General features: G+C 71.8%; 18 protein-coding genes. 10 read left to right on the forward strand and 8 right to left on the reverse strand.

Going from position 1 to position 19,548, the window contains the following annotated elements; genetic code table 11:
- Positions 1-22: 22 nt before the first annotated feature.
- Genes RV986_RS46635 through RV986_RS46645 form a run of 3 tightly spaced genes read right to left on the reverse strand, consistent with a single transcriptional unit; the run spans position 23 to position 2,782 of the window.
- Positions 23-1,177 carry a CaiB/BaiF CoA transferase family protein gene (locus tag RV986_RS46635; RefSeq protein ID WP_475923156.1) on the reverse strand — a complete coding sequence of 385 codons (1,155 nt, stop codon included), beginning with the start codon at positions 1,175-1,177 and terminating at the stop codon, positions 23-25.
- Between the two features lie 38 nt (positions 1,178-1,215).
- The gene (locus tag RV986_RS46640) at positions 1,216-2,004 is read right to left on the reverse strand and encodes an enoyl-CoA hydratase/isomerase family protein (protein ID WP_475923157.1); all 789 of its coding nucleotides are present in this window, start codon (positions 2,002-2,004) and stop codon (positions 1,216-1,218) included.
- 22 nt (positions 2,005-2,026) lie between these two features.
- Positions 2,027-2,782, reverse strand: a complete 756-nt coding sequence (locus RV986_RS46645; RefSeq protein ID WP_475923158.1) for an SDR family NAD(P)-dependent oxidoreductase — start codon at positions 2,780-2,782, stop codon at positions 2,027-2,029.
- 87 nt (positions 2,783-2,869) lie between these two features.
- On the opposite strand from RV986_RS46645, the gene RV986_RS46650 reads away from it, so the two are divergent.
- From RV986_RS46650 to RV986_RS46675, 6 genes are all read left to right on the forward strand, one after another.
- A complete protein-coding gene (locus RV986_RS46650; RefSeq protein WP_475923159.1) occupies positions 2,870-4,012 on the forward strand; it encodes an acyl-CoA dehydrogenase family protein in 1,143 nt (380 codons plus the stop codon).
- A gap of 134 nt (positions 4,013-4,146) precedes the next feature.
- Positions 4,147-5,637, forward strand: coding sequence for an aldehyde dehydrogenase family protein (locus tag RV986_RS46655; protein WP_475923160.1), 1,491 nt, complete (start codon positions 4,147-4,149; stop codon positions 5,635-5,637).
- A 27-nt stretch (positions 5,638-5,664) separates the two neighbouring features.
- Positions 5,665-7,227, forward strand: coding sequence for an AMP-binding protein (locus tag RV986_RS46660; protein ID WP_475923161.1), 1,563 nt, complete (start codon positions 5,665-5,667; stop codon positions 7,225-7,227).
- Positions 7,224-8,375 carry a thiolase family protein gene (locus RV986_RS46665; RefSeq protein ID WP_475923162.1) on the forward strand — a complete coding sequence of 384 codons (1,152 nt, stop codon included), beginning with the start codon at positions 7,224-7,226 and terminating at the stop codon, positions 8,373-8,375. Before RV986_RS46660 ends, RV986_RS46665 begins: the two co-directional genes overlap by 4 nt.
- Positions 8,372-8,779 carry a Zn-ribbon domain-containing OB-fold protein gene (locus RV986_RS46670; protein ID WP_475923163.1) on the forward strand — a complete coding sequence of 136 codons (408 nt, stop codon included), beginning with the start codon at positions 8,372-8,374 and terminating at the stop codon, positions 8,777-8,779. Before RV986_RS46665 ends, RV986_RS46670 begins: the two co-directional genes overlap by 4 nt.
- Positions 8,780-8,783: 4 nt before the next feature.
- Entirely contained in the window at positions 8,784-9,533 is a 750-nt protein-coding gene (locus RV986_RS46675; RefSeq protein WP_475923164.1) for a FadR/GntR family transcriptional regulator, read from the forward strand.
- Positions 9,534-9,763: 230 nt separating this feature from the next.
- Here the strand turns inward: RV986_RS46675 and RV986_RS46680 are convergent, their stop codons facing one another.
- The 3 genes from RV986_RS46680 to RV986_RS46690 are packed head-to-tail and all read right to left on the reverse strand — an operon-like array spanning position 9,764 to position 12,719.
- Positions 9,764-10,786: a TIGR03617 family F420-dependent LLM class oxidoreductase gene (locus RV986_RS46680; protein ID WP_475923165.1), complete on the reverse strand. Its 1,023-nt coding sequence runs from the start codon at positions 10,784-10,786 to the stop codon at positions 9,764-9,766.
- Positions 10,783-11,937, reverse strand: coding sequence for an acyl-CoA dehydrogenase family protein (locus RV986_RS46685; RefSeq protein WP_475923166.1), 1,155 nt, complete (start codon positions 11,935-11,937; stop codon positions 10,783-10,785). The genes RV986_RS46680 and RV986_RS46685 overlap by 4 nt, the downstream gene beginning before the upstream one ends.
- A gap of 14 nt (positions 11,938-11,951) precedes the next feature.
- Positions 11,952-12,719, reverse strand: a complete 768-nt coding sequence (locus RV986_RS46690; protein WP_475923167.1) for an enoyl-CoA hydratase/isomerase family protein — start codon at positions 12,717-12,719, stop codon at positions 11,952-11,954.
- A gap of 113 nt (positions 12,720-12,832) precedes the next feature.
- Here RV986_RS46690 and RV986_RS46695 point away from each other — a divergent pair, with 113 nt between their 5' ends.
- From RV986_RS46695 to RV986_RS46705, 3 genes are all read left to right on the forward strand, one after another.
- A complete protein-coding gene (locus RV986_RS46695; RefSeq protein WP_475923168.1) occupies positions 12,833-13,699 on the forward strand; it encodes a crotonase/enoyl-CoA hydratase family protein in 867 nt (288 codons plus the stop codon).
- Between the two features lie 33 nt (positions 13,700-13,732).
- Positions 13,733-15,334, forward strand: a complete 1,602-nt coding sequence (locus RV986_RS46700; RefSeq protein ID WP_475923169.1) for a GMC family oxidoreductase — start codon at positions 13,733-13,735, stop codon at positions 15,332-15,334.
- A gap of 188 nt (positions 15,335-15,522) precedes the next feature.
- Positions 15,523-16,983 (forward strand): glycoside hydrolase family 1 protein, encoded by a 1,461-nt coding sequence (locus RV986_RS46705; RefSeq protein WP_475923170.1) that lies wholly within the window; start codon positions 15,523-15,525, stop codon positions 16,981-16,983.
- Here RV986_RS46705 and RV986_RS46710 read toward each other — a convergent pair.
- A complete protein-coding gene (locus RV986_RS46710; RefSeq protein ID WP_475923171.1) occupies positions 16,959-17,462 on the reverse strand; it encodes a MaoC family dehydratase in 504 nt (167 codons plus the stop codon). The two genes, RV986_RS46705 and RV986_RS46710, sit on opposite strands and share 25 nt — an antisense overlap.
- Before the next feature lie 34 nt (positions 17,463-17,496).
- Entirely contained in the window at positions 17,497-18,342 is an 846-nt protein-coding gene (locus RV986_RS46715; protein WP_475923172.1) for an enoyl-CoA hydratase/isomerase family protein, read from the reverse strand.
- 85 nt (positions 18,343-18,427) lie between these two features.
- Between RV986_RS46715 and RV986_RS46720 the strand changes: the two genes are divergently transcribed.
- Positions 18,428-19,546, forward strand: a complete 1,119-nt coding sequence (locus tag RV986_RS46720) for an acyl-CoA dehydrogenase family protein (RefSeq protein WP_475923173.1) — start codon at positions 18,428-18,430, stop codon at positions 19,544-19,546.
- The last annotated feature ends 2 nt before the right edge of the window (positions 19,547-19,548 follow it).

The raw sequence follows: 19,548 nt of genomic DNA on the forward strand, positions 1-19,548 counted from the left end.
TCGGTTCCATCCGTTGAATGCGTCAGTCCAGTTCGCGGAGTACTTCGGCGGTGTGCTCGCCCAGCGTCGGCGCGCCGGTGCGCGGTTTGTCGTCGACACCCCAGAAGGCGACCGGCGTCGCCACCGTCCGCAGCGGCGGTGCCTCGCCCATGCCGGGCTGCTCGACGAACGCCCCGACCGCCTCCGCCTGCGGATCGGCCGCCACCTCCGCCAGGGTCTGCACGGGCGCCCACCAGACCCCCTCCGCGTCGAAGCGCTCCGCCCACTCCACCAGCGGCCGCCGCCCGAACTCCTCGTCGAACGCGGCGATCAGTTCGCGTACGTGGCCGCGCCGGGCCTTGCCGGTCGCGAACCGCTCGTCCTCGCCCAGATCCTCCCGGCCCAGCGCCTTGAGGACGCCGGGCCAGTGCCGGTTGCCCTCCAGGCCGACCAGCCAGAACCAGCGGTCGTCGGCGGCCCGGTAGGAGTTGTAGAGCGGGGACTCGTGCTCGGTGCGCGGCCTGGTGCGGCCGCGCCTGCCGAAGAAGTTCTGCAGGGCGAGGTCGTTTCCGTTGGCGTACGTCCCGGAGCGCAGCAGCGACACGTCGACCACTCCGCCCGCACCGGTTCGCCCCCGGCGCAGCAGCGCGGCCAGCACACCCGCGACCAGGTTCGCCGCGGCCGTGCGGTCGCCCAGACCGGGGCGGATGCCGGGCGGCGGCTCCCCGGCCGGGTTGAGCATCGCGGCGATCCCGGGCCGGGCCCAGAAGGCGGAGACGTCGTACCCGGCCCGGTCGCGCTCGGCGCCCGCCCAGCCGTAGCCCGTCAGGGTGCCGACGACCAGCCGGGGATGCCGTAGGCGTATCTCGTCCGGGGCCAGGCCCAGGCGCTCCAGGGCGCCGGGGCGGAGGTTGGTGACGAACACATCGGCGCGGTCGAGGAGTTGCTCCAGATGCGCCTTGCCCTCCGCCGAGCGCAGATCGAGGACGATCCCGCGCTTGCCCCGGTTGTCCGTCTCGAACGGCGGCGCGCTGTCGATCTCCTGGCCGACGTGCCGCAGGGTGTAGCGGTTCGGGTCGCCGGTCGGCGCCTCCACCTTGATCACGTCCGCGCCCCAGTCCGCCAGCATGGCGGCGGCGGCCGGTGCCGCCACCCACATGCCCAGCTCGACGACGGAAAAGCCCTCCAGTGGCCGCACGGCCCACCTCCGGTGAATGACGGTCGGGTTGGTGTCGGCTATGCGCCGCGGAACTCGCCGGGCCTGCGTTCGCGGAACGCCCTCAGCCCCTCTTCGCGGTCCTCGGTCGAGAACAGCACGGTCACGGTCTCGCGCTCGTACGCGATCGCCGTCTCCAGATCCATGCCGAGCCCGTAGTCGATCAGCCGCTTGCCCGCCGCGAGCGCCAGCGGGGCACCGGCCGCGAGCCGCTGCGCGAGCGACGAGGCGGCGTCGAGCACACTGCCGCTGTCGGCCAGCTCGTTCACCAGCCCCAGCGCGTGGGCCCGTTCGGCGTCGATCGGTTCACCGGTCAGGATCATCTGCTTGGCGATCGCGGGCGGCAGCAGCCGCGGCAGCCGCTGGGTGCCACCCGCCCCCGGCAGCACCCCGAGCTTCATCTCGGGCAGCCCGAGCCGGGCACCACGCTCCGCGACCCGCAGATCGCAGGCGAGCGCCAGCTCCAGGCCGCCGCCGAAGGCGAAGCCGTGGATCGCGGCGACCGAGGGCTTGGGGAAGTCCTCCAGGAGCGCGTACGTCTCGGTCAGCCGGCCCACGAAGGCGCGGAACTGCCCGGGCGCGGTGAACGACTCGATCTCGCCCAGGTCGGCCCCGGCCGAGAAGGCGCGGCCCGCTCCGGTCAGCACCAGGGCCCGTACGTCGTCGTTGTCACGCAGCTCGGCCAGCGCGTCCTTGAGCAGGGCGACGGTCTCGGACCCGATCGCGTTGAGTCGCTCGGGCCGGTCCAGGGTCAACACGGCTGTCCGGCCGTGGAGTTCGACGCGCAGCACGTCTTTCGCCTCAGGCACGCCTCTCACCTCGCCTCTCACCTCAGACCATCGTGAGGCCGCCGCTGACCGAGAGCGTCTGCCCGGTCATGTAGGCGGCGTCGTCGGACGCGAGGAAGGCCACCACTCCGGCGATGTCGGCCGGCTGCGCGATACGGCGCAGCGGGATCGCCCGCGCCGTCGCCTCGTACATCTTCTGGCTGTACTCGGCCACCTGGCCGAGCAGCGCGGTGTCGGTGGGGCCCGGGCAGACGCTGTTGACGGTGATGCCGTGCCGGGCGACCTCGCGGGCCAGCGCCTTGCCGAAGGCGATCACGGCCCCCTTCGTCGCGGAGTACACGACCTCGCCGGAGGAGCCGACCCGGCCCGCGTCGGAGGCGATGTGGATGATCCGGCCGCCCTCGCGCTCGATCATCGGGTCGAGGACCGCCCGGGTCATGGTGAGGGTGCCGCGGAGATTGACGGCGATGATGCGGTCCCAGTCGGCCTCGTCGCTGTCGACGAAGCGCGCGATGACGTCGACGGCCGCGTTGTTGACGAGGACGTCCACCGGGCCCAGTTCGGCGGCCACCCGGTCCACGGCGGCCCGTACGGCCGTAACGTCGGAGATGTCCACGGCCACGCCCGTCGCGCGCACCGCATACCGCTCGGCGAGCCCCGCCGCGACCTTGTCGGCCGCCTCGGGGTCCAGGTCGCAGACGGCGACCGCCGCTCCCCGGGCCGCGAGCCGGTCGGCGATCGCCTCGCCGATGCCGCGCCCCGCTCCGGTGACGAGCGCCACCTTGTCCCGTACGCTCACGCGCCCTCCCTCGCTCGACCGGCGATACAGCGCTATCGTATAACTACTTCAGCTAAATAAGCGAGATCTGTGAGTGGGGAGACGAGCATGCGCCGTACGATCTTCACCGAGGAGCACGAGCTGTTCCGGGAGACCGCCCGCTCCTACTACCTGCGTGAATGCGCTCCGTACGCCGAGCAGTGGGAGCGCGACGGGCAGGTGAGCCGGGCCGCGTGGGCGGCCGCGGGCAAGGCCGGACTCATCGGCTGGCAGTTCCCGGAGGAGTACGGCGGCCAGGGGATCTGGGACTTCCGCTACAACGCCATCATGGCCGAGGAGATGCACGCCACCTCCTCGGTCGGTATCGGGCTCGGCCTGCAGAACGACGTGATACCGCCGTATCTGATGCACCTCACCACCCCCGAGCAGAAGGCCCGTTGGCTCCCCGGGGTGATCAGCGGTGAGACGATCTGCGCGCTCGCGCTGTCGGAACCGGCCGCCGGGTCCGACCTCAAGGGCATGCGCACCACCGCCCGCCGGGACGGCGACTCCTGGGTGATCGACGGCTCCAAGACCTTCATCACCAACGGCATCCTGGCCGACCTGGTCGTCGTCGCCTGCAAGACCGACCCCGAGGCGGGGCACAAGGGCATCAGTCTGATCGTCGTCGAGCGCGGCGCCGAGGGCTTCGAGCGCGGCCGCAAGCTGGACAAGGTCGGCATGAAGGCCCAGGACACCGCCGAGCTCTTCTTCCACGAGGTCCGCGTTCCCGTCGAGAACCTGCTCGGGCAGGAAGGGCGCGGTTTCTACCACATGATGGGCAACCTCCCGACCGAGCGGCTCGCCATCGCCGTCGCCGCGCTGGCGTCCGCCGAGCGGGCCTTCGAACTGGCCCTGGAGTACGCCAGGACACGGGTCGCCTTCGGCCGGCCGATCGGGGAGTTCCAGTCCAACCGCTTCGCCCTCGCCGACATCAGGGCCCGGCTCGACGTCGCCAGGGTCTATCTCGACGGCTGCATCATGGCCCTCCACCAGGGGGAGCTGACCGCCGAGGAGGCCGCCGCCGCCAAGTACTGGACCACGGAGAACGGTTGGGAGGTCATCGACCGCTGTATGCAGCTCTTCGGCGGCTACGGCTACGTGAACGAGTACGAGATCGCCCGGATCTGGCGCGACAGCCGGGTCCAGCGGGTGTTCGGCGGCACCTCGGAGATCATGCAGGAGATCATCGGCCGCTCGCTGGGGCTGTGACCGCCGCGGCCCGCTCCGGCCGCCGCTCCCCGCTCCGCCCGTCGCACGCCCGAGTCCGCCCGATGCATTGATTACCTTCGGTAAATAGGTTATCTATTTAGCCTGTACGGCTGGGTCGGTTCAAGGAGGCATCCATGGTCACGGTCGACGTGAAGCTGCACCAGGACAGGGCCGAGCGCGACCTGCCCCGGCCCCGGCTGGTCATCGGCGGCAAGGACGTCACCGAAGGCAGCGGCGGACTCCACGAGCACCGCGACCCGGCCACCGGCCTCGTCCAGGCGTACGTCCCGCTCGCGGGCGCCGCCGAGGTCGACCGGGCCGTGGCAGCCGCCCGCGCGGCCTTCGAGGTGTGGGGGACCATGCGGCCCGCCGACCGGCGCCGGCTGCTCACCCGCTTCGGGCAGCTGATCCGCGACCACATCCCGGACTTCGCGGCGATCTGCCCGCTGGAGAACGGAGTGTGCGTCGGCGGCTGGGCGGAGAACGTCGGGCCGCACGTCGCCGACTGGACCGAGTACTACGCGGGCTGGGCCGACAAGGTCGAGGGCATGGTCGGCGCGGCCTACAGCCCGCACGAGAACGTCGAGTACACCATCGCCGAGCCCTACGGTGTCATCGGCCACATCATCACCTGGAACTCGCCCGCGCTGTCGCTGGCGATGAAGGTCCCGCCGTCGCTGGCCGCGGGGAACACCGTGGTGATCAAACCGGCCGAGTCGACCCCGTTCTCCGCGCTGCTCTTCGCCGACCTCGCCCATGAGGCCGGCATCCCGGAGGGCGTCGTCAACGTGGTCACCGGACTCGGTGACGCGGGTGAGGCGCTGGTCTCCCACCCCGGCATCGACAAGATCTCCTTCACCGGTGGCCCCGCCACCGCCCGCCGCATCATGGCGACCGCCGCCCGGAGCCTCAAACCGGTCCTGTTCGAGCTCGGTGGCAAGTCCGCCAACCTGCTCTTCGCCGACACCGACCTGGACGCCGTCGTCCCCTACTGTGCCGCCTTCGCCATGAGCAACACCGGCCAGGGCTGCGCGCTGCCCACCCGACTGCTCGTCGAGCGGTCGGTCTACCCCGAGGTCGTCGAGCGGGTCGCCGCCGTGGTGGCCACCCTGCCGGTGGGCGACCCGCTCGACCCGGCGACCTACGTCGGACCGCTCATCGACGCGGCCGCCCGCGACCGCGTCCAGAAACTGATCGACCAGGCCGTCTCCGGCGGCGCCGGGCGACTCGTGCAGGGCGGCGAGCGCATCGACTCCGACGGCTACTTCGTCACGCCGACCGTCTTCGCCGACGTCGACCCCCGCAGCGACCTCGCCCAGCGGGAGATCTTCGGACCGGTCCTGGCCCTCACCCCGTTCGACACGGAGGAGGAGGCGGTCGCCCTGGCCAACGACACCGAGTACGGACTGTCCGCGTACATCCAGACCCGCGACATCGGGCGGGTGAACCGGCTGGTGCCGCGCCTCAAGGCCGGCACGGTCTACGTCAACCCCGGCCCGAACCCGATCACCTCGCCCGCCACGCCCTTCGGCGGCGTCGGCATCAGCGGGTTCGGGCGGGAGGGCGGACGGGCCGGCCTGGAGGAGTTCCTCAGCGTCAAGGGCGTCGGCGTGGGCCGCGCCTGACGGATCCTCACTTCCTGGAGCCATGACATGAATCCCGTCCGCAGCCTCAGCTTCGGCGACCTCATCCGTGAACACCGGCGGTCGTACCCGGACGGCATCGCCCTCGTCGACGGCGACACCCGTCTGACCTGGCCGGAGCTGGACGAGCGCACCAACCGGTTGGCGGGCGCGCTCAGCGCGACCGGGGTCGGGCCCGGCGACCGGATCCTGTGGCTCGGGCAGAACTCCTTCCGCGTCTGGGAGCTGCTCGGCGCCGCCGCGAAGATCGGTGCCATGGTCTGCCCCGGCTACTGGCGCTGGGCCGCCCCGGAGATGGCATTCGCCATCGAGGACTTCGATCCGCGGGTCGTGGTCTGGCAGGACGAGGAGATCGGCGACACCGTCGCCAAGGCGCGGGCCGAACTCGGCGACGGACACGAGGTGTTGTGGCTGCGCCACGACACGGAGGGCGCGGGTTCCTACGAGTCCTTCCTGGCCTCCGGCCCGGCCGGGGACCCGGCCGCCGACGTCGACCCCGACTCGGCGCTCCTGGTCATCTACACCGCCGCGATCACCGGACGCCAGTCCGGCTCGATGCTCTCGCACCGCAATCTGCTCGCCATGGGGGCGAGCGCCGCGTGGATGGGCGACATCGGCCACGAGACCGCCTTCCTCGGCGCCGGACCGATGTTCCACATCGGCAACTACCAGTTCTGGGGCATCCCGGCCTTCGTGCACGGCGGCAAGAACGTGGTCGTCCGTCGTGTGATCGCCGAGGAACTGCTGCCGCTGCTGGCGGCGGAGCAGTGCACCCACGCGTATCTGATGCCGCCGACCATCGCCCAGCTGGTGGCCCTCAACCGCGAGGCCCGCCACGACCTGTCCCACCTCAGGGCGAGCGTCGCCGCACAGGTCTGGGAGGGCATGGTGCCCACCGACCACAGCCGCTTCACCCGCAACGGCGGTGGCGAGGGCCGCGGTTACGGGCAGACCGAGGTGACCGGGTTCGCCGTCACCGGCGCGTACGGCGGCACGGGCACGGGCAACGCGGGACGGCCGGGACCCTTCACCGCCGTACGCATCCTGGACGAGCGGGGCGAGGAGGCCGAGGTCGGCGAGATCTGCGTGCGCGGCGACCTCGTGCACCTCGGCTACTGGAACCGCCCCGCGATCAACGAGGAGCGCTTCCGCTTCGGCTGGTGGCACACCACCGACCTGGGGCGGCGTGAGCCCGACGGCACCATCAGCTTCCTCGGTACGACCACCCGCATGCTCAAGTCGGCGGCCGAGAACATCTTCCCGGCCGAGGTGGAGAACTGCATCGAGTCCCACCCCGCGGTGCAGGAGGCCGCCGTGATCGGTGTGCCCAACGAGCGCTGGGCGCAGGACGTCAAGGCGGTCGTGGTGCTGCGGGCCGGGGAGGACGCCACGGCCGAGGACATCGTCGACCACTGCCGGGCCCGCATCGCCTCGTACAAGAAGCCGAAGACGGTGGAGTTCGTCGACGCCCTGCCCCGCACCGGCGGCCACGCCAAGGACTACGACGCGCTCGACACCCGTTTCGGCGGGGGCGGCTACCCCGGCGGCGACAACCTCGGCGCGGGACGATGAGCGACCGTACGCCCGTCGTCGCGGGCGTGTACGCCACCGAGCAGGCCCTCTCCCTCCCGCACCGGGACGCCATGGGCCTCGCCCTCGAAGCGGTGCACGGCGCGATCGAGGACGCCGGGCTGACCCCGGCGGACGTCGACGGCGCCCAGGTCGACTGGCCGGGCCCCGGCGGTGTACCGGGCGAGGGCAGCTCCTGGGCGCGCATGCTGGGCCGGGACCTGCGCTGGACCAGCGACTCGATGCTGGACAACGCCGGCTCCCGGGGCCTGCTGAAGGCGGCGGCGGCCGTGCGCGCCGGGTTCGCGGACACCGTCGTGGTCGGCGGCTGCAAACTGGTCTCGCGCGGCACGGGGCCGGTCGGGGCCGGCGTACCGCTGGAGTTCGCCGATGTGTGGGGCAGTTACGTCGTCGCCCAGTTCGCGCTGGTCGCGGCGCGGCACATGCACGAGTACGGCACGACCTCCCGCCAGCTCGCGGAGGTCGCCGCCACCATCCGCAACAACGGCACGACCAACCCGGAGGCGATGATGTACGGGCGCGGCCCGTACACCGCCGACGACGTGCTCGCCTCCCGCCTGGTGGCCACGCCCTTCCACCTGCTGGACTGCTGCATCGTCGGCGAGGGCGGGGCGGCCCTCGTCGTGACCACCGCCGAACGGGCCCGGGACCTGCCCCACCCGCCCGTCGCCGTGCTCGGCGGCGCGATGGAGTACCACCAGGCGGCCTACGCCAACCCGGCCCTCCACCGCGAGGTGGGCCGACTGGGCCGGGACGCCGCGAGCCGCGCGTACGCGATGGCGGGCATCGGCCCGCACGACGTCGACGTCTACTCCCTCTACGACCCCAACTCCTTCGAGATCATCCGCCAGTTGGAGATACTCGGACTGTGCGACGAGGGCGAGGGCGGTCCGCTGGCGGCCGGTGGAGCCATCTCTCTCCAGGGCAAGCACCCGGTGAATCCCGACGGCGGCTGTCTGGCGTACGCGTGGAACGGCACACAGCAGATGACACTCAAAGTCGTCGAAGCCGTACGGCAGGTGCGCGGCAGCGCGGTGCACCAGGTGGCGGGCGCCGAGCTGGCCGTGGTGGGCAACGCCGGGTCGGGGGCGCAGCACTACGAGATGAGCGTGCTGGGGAGGATGCGATGAGACCCGTACCCGTACCGACCTCGCTGTCGGAGCCGTTCTGGGAGGCCGCCCGGCGCGGCGACCTCGTGATCCCGTACTGCCCGACCTGCGACCTGCGCTTCTTCGTACCCGAACCGGCCTGCCCCGGCTGCATGTCGCGGGAGTGGCGTTACGTCCCCAGCGCCGGCCGGGGCAGCGTCTACTCGGTGACCGTCGTCCATCGCGCCCCCGGCCCCGGCTTCGACACACCCTTCGCGTTGGCCGTGATCGACCTCGACGACGGGGGCACCCTGTTGTCGCACGTCGACGCCGGCGACCCGGACCAGGTCGTGATCGGGATGCGCGTCCGGGTCGACTTCCGGCCGCTGACCTGCGAGATCGCCCTGCCGTACTTCGTCCCGGACCCGGGTGACCGAAGGAGATGACGCCATGGCGACCACGCCGGTACGCGTTCCGAAGATGGCCGAGCTGGTGGCGGCGCAGCTGCGCCGGATGATCGTACGGGGGGAGCTCGCGGAGGGGGACGCGCTGCCGGCCGAGACGGCGCTGATGGCGGAGTTCGCCGTGTCGCGGCCGACGCTGCGCGAGGCGTTCCGGGTGCTGGAGTCGGAGTCGCTGATCAGCGTGCGCCGGGGCGCCAGGGGCGGGGCGCGGGTCCAGGTCCCGGAGGGCACGGTGGCCGCCCGGTACGCGGGCGTGGTCCTGGAGTACCGGGGCACGACCCTCAGGGACGTCTACGACGCGCGCACGGTGATCGAGGCACCCTGCGCCGGTCTGCTGGCCGCGCGGCGCACGGAGGAGGACCTGCGGCGGCTGCGCGCCGCGGTCGCCGAGGCGGAGGGGCTGATGGACGACCCGTCCGCCTTCATCCGCGCCCACATGGAGTTCCACGCCCTCGTCGTCGAACTCGCCGGCAACCAGACCCTGTCCGTCCTCAACGGCATGGTCCGGCACATCATCGACCAGGCGAACTGGTCCCACGTCGACCTCGACGCGGGCAGCCCCGAGAACGTACGGGCCAACCGCCGCGGCTTCCGCGCCCACGGCGCCCTCGTCGAACTCGTCGCCGCCCGCCGGGCCGAGGCCGCGGAGGAGCTGTGGCGGGTGCATCTCCAGGAGGCCGAGGGCTATCTGCTGCGGAACAAGTCCATGACGACCGTCCTCGACCTGCTCGGCTGAAGCCCCGGCCGACCCCGACCGCAGCCCCCATCGACCCCGGCCGCAGCTTCCCCTTCGTTCCTGGCCGTAGCTTCGGTCGGTCCCGGCTGGAGTCTTCCGTCGTTCTGGCCGTAGCTTCGGTCGGTCCCGGCTGGAGTCTTCCGTCGTTCTGGCCGTAGCTTCTGTCGACCCCGGCCGTAGCCCCCGTCGGCCTCGGCCGAGGTTTCGTGGCCCTCGGCCGCATGCTTCCCTCAATCGCCGCGCAGCTCCCGCACGATCGGCTCCCACACCTCGGCGTCGATCTCGTACGCCGTGTAGAAGGACACCCGGTCGACCAGGGCCCCGTACCGGCGGCGGATCTCGGCCGCCACCCGCTGCGGTTCCGCCACCACCGCGAAGGTGTGGAGCACGTCGTCGTCGACGAGGCGGCCCATCGCCTCCCACTTGTCCGCACGGGCGGATCTGGACAACGCGTGGAGTTCGTCGCCGAGTTCGCCCCAGCCGTGCAGCTCAAGGACGCCGCGATAGGCGGGCGTGCTGCCGTAGAAGGCGATCTGGCGCCGGGTGCCGTCCACCGCGCGGGCCAGCTCCTCCTCGGTGCGGCCGGTCGCGGTGAGCAGGAGATGACTGACGGAGAAGTCCGCCCGTGCCCGGCCCGAGGCCGCGAGGCCCGCCCCGACCGTCGGCAGGGTCACCTCCCGCAGATACCGCTCGGTGGTGAAGCCGTGCGCCAGCAGCCCGTCCGCGACTTCTCCGGCCACCCGGGTCATCGCCTCCCCGACGGCGGCCACGTACACCTTCGGCGCGCCGCCCGGGGCGGGCGGGGGAGAGAAGAAGGGCGCCATGAGGGTGTGCGTGTAGAAGTCGCCGCGGAAGTCGAGCTTCTCGCCGTCGTTCCAGGCGGCCCAGATGGCGCGCAGCGCGCTGACGTACTCGCGCATCCGGGCCGCGGGCCGGCTCCACGGCATGGCGAAGCGCCGCTCGATGTGCGGCTTGATCTGACTGCCCAGACCGAGCGCGAACCGCCCTCCCGCGTACGTCTGCAGGTCGTGGGCCGTGTAGGCGAGTTGCATGGGGGAGCGGGCGAAGGCGACCGCGATGGCCGTGCCGACCTCCAGCCGGTCGGTGTGCTCGGCGGCGAGCAGCAGCGGAAGGAAGGGGTCGTGCTTCGACTCCGAGGCCCACAGACCGTCGTATCCCGCCTTCTCGTGGTGCCTGGCCTCCTCGACCACCTCGGCGGTGGTCCACACATTGAGCTTGCCGTCGACCTTCATGCCACTCCTCGGGGCGTGTCCCTGCCGATGCCGTCCATACCGATGCGCCGCGCGAGCAGTTCCCGGTGGTACGCCGGGTCGCCGAACTGCAGTTGTGAGGTCTTGGCCCGCTTCAGATACAGATGGGCCGGATGCTCCCAGGTGAAGCCGATGCCGCCGTGCACCTGGATGTTCTCGGCGGCCGCCTGCAGACACGCGTCGGAGCAGAACGCCTTGGCGAGGCTCGCCACGGCGGGCAGCTCCGGGTCCTCGCCGTCGGCGGCGAGCAGCGCGTAGTGCGCCGCGGCGCGCGCCGACTCCACCTCCAGCAGTACGTCGGCCAGCAGGTGTTTGACGGCCTGGAAGGAGCCGATGGGCCGCCCGAACTGGTGGCGCGTCTTCGCGTACTCCACCGCCATGTCCAGTGCCCGCCCGGCCACCCCGACCTGCTCGGCGGCCAGCGCCACGGCGGCCCGGTCGAGGACCTCCGACACCAGCCGCCAGCCGTCGTCGCCGTGCGTACGCAGCCGGGTCGCCGGTACGCCGTCGTAGTCGAGGCGGGCCTGGCGGCGGGTCGGATCCAGGGTGGGCAGCGGCTCACGGGTGAGGCCGGCCGCGTCGCCGTCCACGAGGAAGACGCCGATGCCGTCGTCGGCCCGTGCGACGGTGAGGACGACATCGGCGGTCGCACCGTCCAGGACGAAGGTCTTGCGCCCGGTCAGCAGCCAACTCCCCGCCGTCTCACGGGCGGTGAGACGCACGCCCGCCGCGTCCCAGCGGGCGGTGTCCTCGGTCAGGGCCAGGGTGCCGACGAGTTCGCCGGAGGCCAGGCCCGGCAGGAGCCGCTTGCGGGCGTCCTCGTCGTCCGAGCGCAGCAGGGCGGTGGTCGCGAGGACGGCCGAGGCGAGAAAGGGCGCGCACAGCAGTGCGCGGCCGGACTCCTCCATGACGACGCCCACTTCGACCGCTCCGCACCCGGCGCCGCCGTACTCCTCGGGGACCGCGAGGCCCTGCAGGCCCAGCTCCGTCCCCATCCGGCGCCAGAGCGCCCGGTCGAAGCCCTCCGGGGTCTCCATCAGCCGCCGCACCTCGGTCCCGGGCGAGGTGTCGGCGAGGAACGCCCTGACGGTGTCCCGCAGTTGCTCCTGCTCGTCGCTGAAGGCGAAGTCCACGCGAATCCTCCCGTTCAGCGGCTGCCGCGCGCCGCGATGATCTTCTCGACGATGGCGATGTGGTCCGGGCCGCGCATGCTGTCCCGCTCCGCCAGCAGCGCCGGTTCCAGCACGGTCGCGAGGGCCCGCTCCAGATGCAGGTTCACCGCCCGCTTGGTCTCGCGCAGCGCCTGGACGGGCAGGGCGGCCAGCCGCTCGGCGAGGTCCATCGCCTCGTCCAGGAGCTTCTCCTTCGGCACGGCACGGTTGGCGATGCCCAGCCGGACCGCCTCCTGGGCGCTGACCCGGTCACCGAGGAACAGCAGCTCCTTCGCGCGGGTCAGACCGACGAGCAACGGCAGCACGAGCGCGCCGCCGTCGCCTGCGACCAGCCCGACCTGGACGTGCGGGTCGGCGACGTACGCGTCGTCGGCGATCAGCACGAGGTCGCTCAGCAGGGCCAGACTGCAGCCGAGGCCGACCGCGGGTCCGTTCACCGCCGCGATCACCGGGAGCGGGCAGCGGACCATGCCGGTGATGATCCGCCGGGCCTCGTCGACGTTCTGCTGCCGGAAGGCGCGGTCGCGCTGGACCCGGGTCATGATGTCGAAGTTGCCGCCGGCGCTGAACGCCCGGCCGCGCCCGGTCAGTACCACCACCCGGGCCTCCGGATCGGCCGCGAGGTCCTCCCACACCGTCGCGAGACCCGAGTGCAGCTCCTCGCTCATCGAATTGAGCTGCTCCGGCCGGTTCAGCTCGATGAGCCGGACCGGCCCGCGAGCCGTCACCACCAGATCGGTCATGTCCACCGCCGTCAGTCAGCATTGAATGAGTCAGTAGAGTTGAATGCTATAACTAATTAAGCTGACAGGGAACCGATCAGATGTCGGACGAGCGACGACCACGGAGGACACCGATGCCGGTGAAGGAGTACGAGACCGTACGGGCCGAGGTGGCAGACCGCATCCTCACCGTCACCCTCGACCGTCCCGAGAAGCTGAACGCCTTCGGCCCGCGGATGATGCACGACCTGCTGGACGTCCTGGACGCGGCCGACGCCGACGACGAGGTGCGCGTGATCGTGGTGACCGGAGCCGGACGCGGCTTCTGCGCGGGCGCCGACGTCAGCTCCGGAGGCGGCACCTTCGACCACAGCACCGCCGGTGCCTGGCACCGCGACACCGGCGGCCGGGTCGCCCTGCGGATCTACTCCTGCGCCAAGCCGGTCATCGCCGCGATCAACGGCCCGGCGGCCGGTGTCGGGGCCAGCATGACCCTGCCCATGGACATCCGGCTGGCCTCGACGTCCGCGAAGTTCGGCTTCGTCTTCGCGCGCCGCGGCATCGTGCCGGAGTCCGCCGCGAGCTGGTTCCTGCCGCGGGCGGTGGGTATGCAACGTGCCATGGAATGGGTGGCGACCGGACGGGTCTTCGGCCCCGAGGAGGCACTGGCGGCCGGACTCGTACGCTCCGTGCACCCGCCCGAGGAACTGCTCCCGGCGGCGTACGGCATCGCGCGCGAGATCGCGGAGAACACCTCGGCGGTCTCGGTCGCCCTGGCGCGGCAGATGATGTGGCGGATGCTCGGCGAGGCCCACCCGATGACCGCGCACCGCCTCGACTCGAGGATCATGAGCCAGATCGGCGGCGGCCCGGACCCCACGGAGGGCATCGAGTCGTTCCTCGCCAAGCGCCCGCCGGACTTCCCGGGCCGGGTCGGCAAGGACATGCCGCCGGTGTATCCGTGGTGGCAGGACGAGGAGTTCCGGCCCTTCGGGCAGTAGGCGGGAGGCCGCGGCATCGAGATGGGGAATCGCATGACGTCGTACGACTACATCATCGTGGGAGCCGGTTCGGCGGGATGCGTGCTCGCGCACCGCCTCTCCGCGGACCCGCGCACGTCCGTGCTGCTGATCGAGGCCGGCGGCCGCGACTCCAGCCCGCTGATCAGGATGCCCAAGGGCTTCGGCAAGCTCCTGAGCGACCCGCGTTTCGCCTGGCACTACCCTGTCGAGCCGTTCGGCCCGAACCGCCGCACCGAGCTGTGGACCCGGGGCCGTACGCTCGGCGGATCCAGCTCGGTCAACGGCATGGTCTACAACCGCGGCGCCCGCCCCGACTACGACGAACTGGAGCGGCTCGGCAACCCCGGCTGGGGCTGGGACACCATGCTGCCCGTATACAAACAGATCGAGGACAACGCGCTGGGAGCCTCCGAACTGCGCGGCACGGGCGGTCCGCTGCCCGTCGGCACCGCGCCGCGGCCGGAGCGGCTCTGCGAGGAGGCGATCGCCGCCGGGGCCGACCTCGGCTGGACCCGTACGGCCGACCTCAACGCGAGCGACGACGAACGCATCGGCTACGCCATGGCCACCATCAGGAACGGGCAGCGGTTCAGTGCCGCCCGCGCCTTCCTGCACCCGGTCGCGCACCGGGCGAACCTGACCGTGGCCGTCGACACCCTCGTCACCCGCGTGCTGATCGACAAGGGCCGGGCCGTCGGTGTCCGCACCCGGAGCGGGGGGACGGAGACCGACCTGCGCGCCCGGCAGGAGGTGATCCTGTCCGCCGGCAGCATCGCCACCCCGAAGATCCTCCAACTGTCGGGCATCGGGCCCGCGGAGACGCTGAAGTCGGCCGGCGTGGACGTCCTGGTCGACAGTCCGCACGTCGGCGGCAGACTGCGCGAGCACCGCTGCTTCGTCGTCCAGTACCGGCTGAAGGACGACCTCGGCTACAACTCGGCGCTCAGCACCCCGCTGCGCCAGGCGATCACCGGGGCCAAGTACCTCGCCACCCGTCGTGGCCCGCTGGCCGCGCCCGCCTTCGACGTGATCGCCTTCTTCAAGACACGCCCGGAACTCGGCCGCCCGGACGCGCAGTTGCTCATCGCCCCCGTCTCCCTCCAGCCGGAGACACCCGGACAGGAGAACGGTGTCGAGCGCGAGCCCGGCCTGATGGGCCTCGGCTACATCCTGCGCCCGACCGCCGAGGGCGGACTGCACATCACCTCGGCCGACCCCGAGGCCCCGCTGACCATCACGGCCAACTACTACGGATCCGAGCACGACCGCACCGTGGGCACCGCCCTTTTCCGCAGGATGCGGGAACTCTTCGAGACCGATCCGATAGCCGGGCGGATCACCGCCGAAACACTGCCGGGACCCGGGGTCCGGGACGACCGGGAGATCATCGACGCGGGGCTCGACCACGGCCGCTGCGGCTACCACGCCATCGGCACCTGTGCGATGGGCCCGGCCGAGGACGATGTCGTGGATTCGCGCCTGCGCGTCCGCGGTGTCGAGGGCCTGCGGGTCGTCGACTGCTCGGTGCTGCCGACCATGGTGTCCGGCAATCTCAACGGGCCGATCATGGCCCTGGCCTGGCGGGCCGCGGACCTGGTTCTGGGCCGGGACTGATCGGCACCGGGCGGGACCGATCGGCACTGGCCGGGGGATCCGCACCGGCCGGGACGATTACCGGTCTCGCCCGAACCGGCCGCACGAGATCTGGCCGAAACATTGTTGTGGTTTCCCCGAAGTGTTAGCGTCCGGACGGCGGACATTCAGTTGAATGCGCTACACCATTCATCGCCTGGACGGTGACCATGAGCGATGGTTCGCTCTCCGACGCCCACCTCGCCCACGCCCGCCTTGTCGGCTCCCGCCTCGGCGACTCCTACCCAGGCGTCGACTGGGGGGTCGCCACCGCGGACGCCATCGCGACGCCCCTGCTGCCGCTGCCCGACCGGGGCGGCCACTTCCGCCAGTGGACGGAGGACATCCGCCATCTCGTCGGTGTCGCTCCGAGCACCTACCGAGCGGTCGCGGGCTGGCCGCGACTCCAGCCGGAAGGCCCGGGTTCCTGGGACCGCACGGCCCTGGACCACTGCGACCGCACGCTCGACGCCCTGCTCGCCCTCGGCCTGCGGCCCAGCGTCACGCTGCTGCATCTGTCGCTGCCCCCATGGCTGGACGCCGCCGGCGGCTGGCTGGTCCGCGACACCGCGGAGCGCTTCGCCGAGTACGCCGCCGAGATGGGCCGCCGCTTCGGCGACCGGGTCGCCCGCTGGATCACCTCGACCGACCTGGCGAGCCCCACGCTCGCCGACCATGTGGCGGGACTGTATCCCCCGGGCCGGGGGATCGGCAGCGCCGGGATACCGGCGGTCCACCACATCCTGCTCGCCAACGGACTCGCCACCCAGGCACTGAGGGCCGCCGGAGCACGCGGCCGGATCGGCACCACGGTCACCCTCGTCAGCGGCTACCCGGCCACCGACGACCCCTTCGACCGGCTCGCCGTGGAGCGACTGGAGAGCTGGACCAACCGCCTCTTCCTCGACCCCCTGCTGCTCGCCGAGCACATGGTCACCGAGGACGACATCGCACCCGTCGAGGCCACGGGCTGCGTACGCCCCGGCGATCTGGAGATCATCGCCACCCCCCAGGACCTGCTCGGCCTGTCCTGGCACACGCCGTTCCGCGTCACCGCCCCCGAGAACCTGCCCCGGGTGCTGCCGGCCACCAAGTGCCCCGGCGCTCTCAACGAGGTGAACCGGCTGCTCGTGGGTCTCGGCTTCGCCGTGATCCCCTTCGACGACGTGGAGACGACGGCGTACGGCTGGCCGATCCTGCCCGAAGGGCTCGCCGACGCCGTCGCCGCCCTGCACGACCTGTACGGGGACCTCCTGCCACCGCTGTCGATCGTCGACAACGGCATGGGCGACCTGGACCTCGTCGACGCCACGGGGCGCCGCGACGACGCCCGGCGCCGGGCCCTGCTCGGTGCCCGGCTGTCCTGGCTGGCCGGGGTCATCGCCCGCGGGGTCGACGTGTGCGGCTACGAGTACTGGTCGGTGCTCGACAACCTGGAGGCGAAGTTCCGCTACACCCGCCTCTATGCGATGGCCGTCCCCGACCACGAGTCGCCGCCGCACCCGCCGATGCCCTCCGACTGGGTGCACCGAGGAGCCTTCGCCGAGGAGGCCGCCCCCGCCGGGCCGCCCGCCGGACTGAGCCTGGTGCCGACGGCCCGCCCCCCTCAGAGCGGCGTCGGGGCTTCGTAGTCCTTGCCGCGGATCAGCCGCACCGGGGTGTAGACGAGGACCTCCTCGTCGCGCTGGTTGCGGACCGCGATACGGCTGGTCACCACGCCGCGGCCGGGTTTGCTGGACGGGCGTGAGTCCGTGGTCTCCACCACCGCGTACAACGTGTCGCCCACGTACACCGGGCCCTGGACGGTCAGTTCCATGTGCAGGAACGCCAGGCCCGTGCCGTGCAGCACGTTCGTCTGCAGGACCAGTCCCTCGGCGATGCAGTACGTCAGCGCCCCCGGTACCAGCCGGCCGGTGTAGCCGCCGTCCGCGGCGTGCGAGGCGTCCCAGAAGAGCGGCTCGTTGAAACCGCCCCAGGTCACGAAGTTGACCAGGTCCGTCTCGGTGACGGTACGGCGGGCGGTGCGGAAGATCTGCCCGGCGGGCATCTCCTCGTAGGTCATCCCCCTGACCAGCGGGGGGATCTCGGTGGCGGTGGACTCCGATGTCATCGCGGGCTCCTCGGACGTGCGCGGGGTGGATGGTTCACAGGTCGAGCGGGTGCTTGGTGCCCACGCCCTCGAAGTCCGGGGCGCGCTTGTCCCGGTGGGCGGCGAGACCCTCCGTGACCTCGTGCCCCGCGAATCCGAAGAACTCCAGTCCGAGGGAGGCCTCGAAGAGCGGCTGGGCCGTGCGGTACCAGTGGTTGAGGGAGCGCTTGGTCCAGCTGAGCGCGCTGGCGGGCCCGGCGGCCAGGGCGGTGGCGATGCGCAGCCCCTCGGCATGCACCTGGTCGTCGTCCACGCACTTCGACACCAGGCCGATCCGCTCGGCCTCCTCGCCGGTGAGCGCCTCGCAGGTCAGCAGGTAGTACTTGGCCTTGGCCATGCCGCACAGCAGCGGCCAGCAGATCGCCGCGTGGTCGCCGGCCGCGACCCCGAGGCGTGTGTGTCCGTCGACGATCTTCGCCCGGCGCCCGGCCACGGAGATGTCCGCCAGCATGCCGATCACCAGGCCCGCGCCGACGGCGGGGCCGTGGATCGCGGAGACCACCGGCTTGGAACAGTCGATCACCCCGTAGACCATGTCCCGCGCCTCGCGCATCACCCGGGCGCGCACCGTGTAGTCCTCGGTCATGGCCTCGATGGAGTCGAAGGTCCCGCCCGCCGAGAACGCCTTCCCCGCGCCCTGGACCAGGACCGCGCGGGTGGACTCGTCCCGGTCGACGACCGGCCAGATGTCGGCCAGTTCGCCGTGCATCCGGGGATCGACCGCGTTGAGGTTCGGTGCGTCGAGGACGATGCGGAGCACGCCGGGCGCGGGCCGCTCGAAGGTCAGGCTCGTGAATCGCGCATAGCGGTCGTCCCGGTGCGCGTCGTCGTGATCCGTCACGTCATGCTCCTGGTGTATTCAGTGCGGATACTATAATTATCTAACTGTATCGCGAACGGGCAACACCAAGGACGGGATGCTGGGCATGGATCTCACCTTCAGTGAGGAGCAGGACGAACTGCGCAAGGTCGTACGGTCGTTCCTCACCCGGTACTCCACCGAGGCGGACGTCCGCCGGCTGGCCGCCGACCCGCGCGGCCACGATCCCGTCGTCTGGCGGCGCATGGCCGCCGAACTCGGTCTGCAGGGGCTCGCCGTCCCGGAGGAGTACGGGGGCTCCGGATTCGGATACGCCGACCTCGGCATCGTCTTCGAGGAGGCGGGCCGTGCCCTGCTCTGCGCGCCCCACCTCGCCACCGTGGCCCTGGCCGCCGAGGCGCTGCTGCGCTGCGACGACGAGGAGGCCCGGGGCGACCTCCTGCCGGGGATCGTGTCCGGCGGGACCGTCGCGACCCTCGCGCTCACCGAGGACGGCGGCCGCTGGGACGAGCCCGGGATCCGGCTCACGGCCCTGGGCACGAAGGGCGGTTGGCGGCTGACCGGCGTCAAGACCTACGTCCCCGACGGACACCTCGCCGGTCTGCTCCTGGTCGCCGCCCGTACGCCGTCCGGCATCAGCCTCTTCGCCGTCGAGGGCGGCGCGCCGGGTGTCACCCGCACCCCCTTGCGCACCCTCGACCAGACCCGCAAACAGGCCCGCGTGGAGTTCACGGACACCCCCGCCCGGCTGCTCGGCACCGAGGGCGCCGCCTGGCCGGTGCTCGAACGCACCCTCGCCACGGCCTCCGTCCTGCTGGCCGCCGAACAGGTCGGCGGAGCCGCCGCCGCCCTGGACGCGGCCGTGTCCTACGCCAGGATCCGCGTCCAGTACGGCCGGCCGATCGGCTCCTTCCAGGGGATCAAGCACAAGTGCGCCGACATGCTCGTCGAGATCGAGTCGGCGCGCTCGGCCGCGTACGGCGGTCTGTGGGCGCTGGACGCGGGGGACGAGACGGAGATCGCCCTCGCCGCCGCCCTCGCCCAGGTCTTCTGCGCGGAGGCGTTCACCAAGGTCGCCGCCGAGAGCATCCAGGTGCACGGCGGGATCGGCTTCACATGGGAACACCCCGCGCACCTCCACCTCAAGCGGGCCAAGAGCTCGGAAGTACTGCTCGGCACGCCCGCGTACCACCGGGAGCTGCTCGCCACCCGGCTCGGCATCTGAAT

It is taken from the genome of Streptomyces sp. RLA012 (assembly GCF_056270325.1).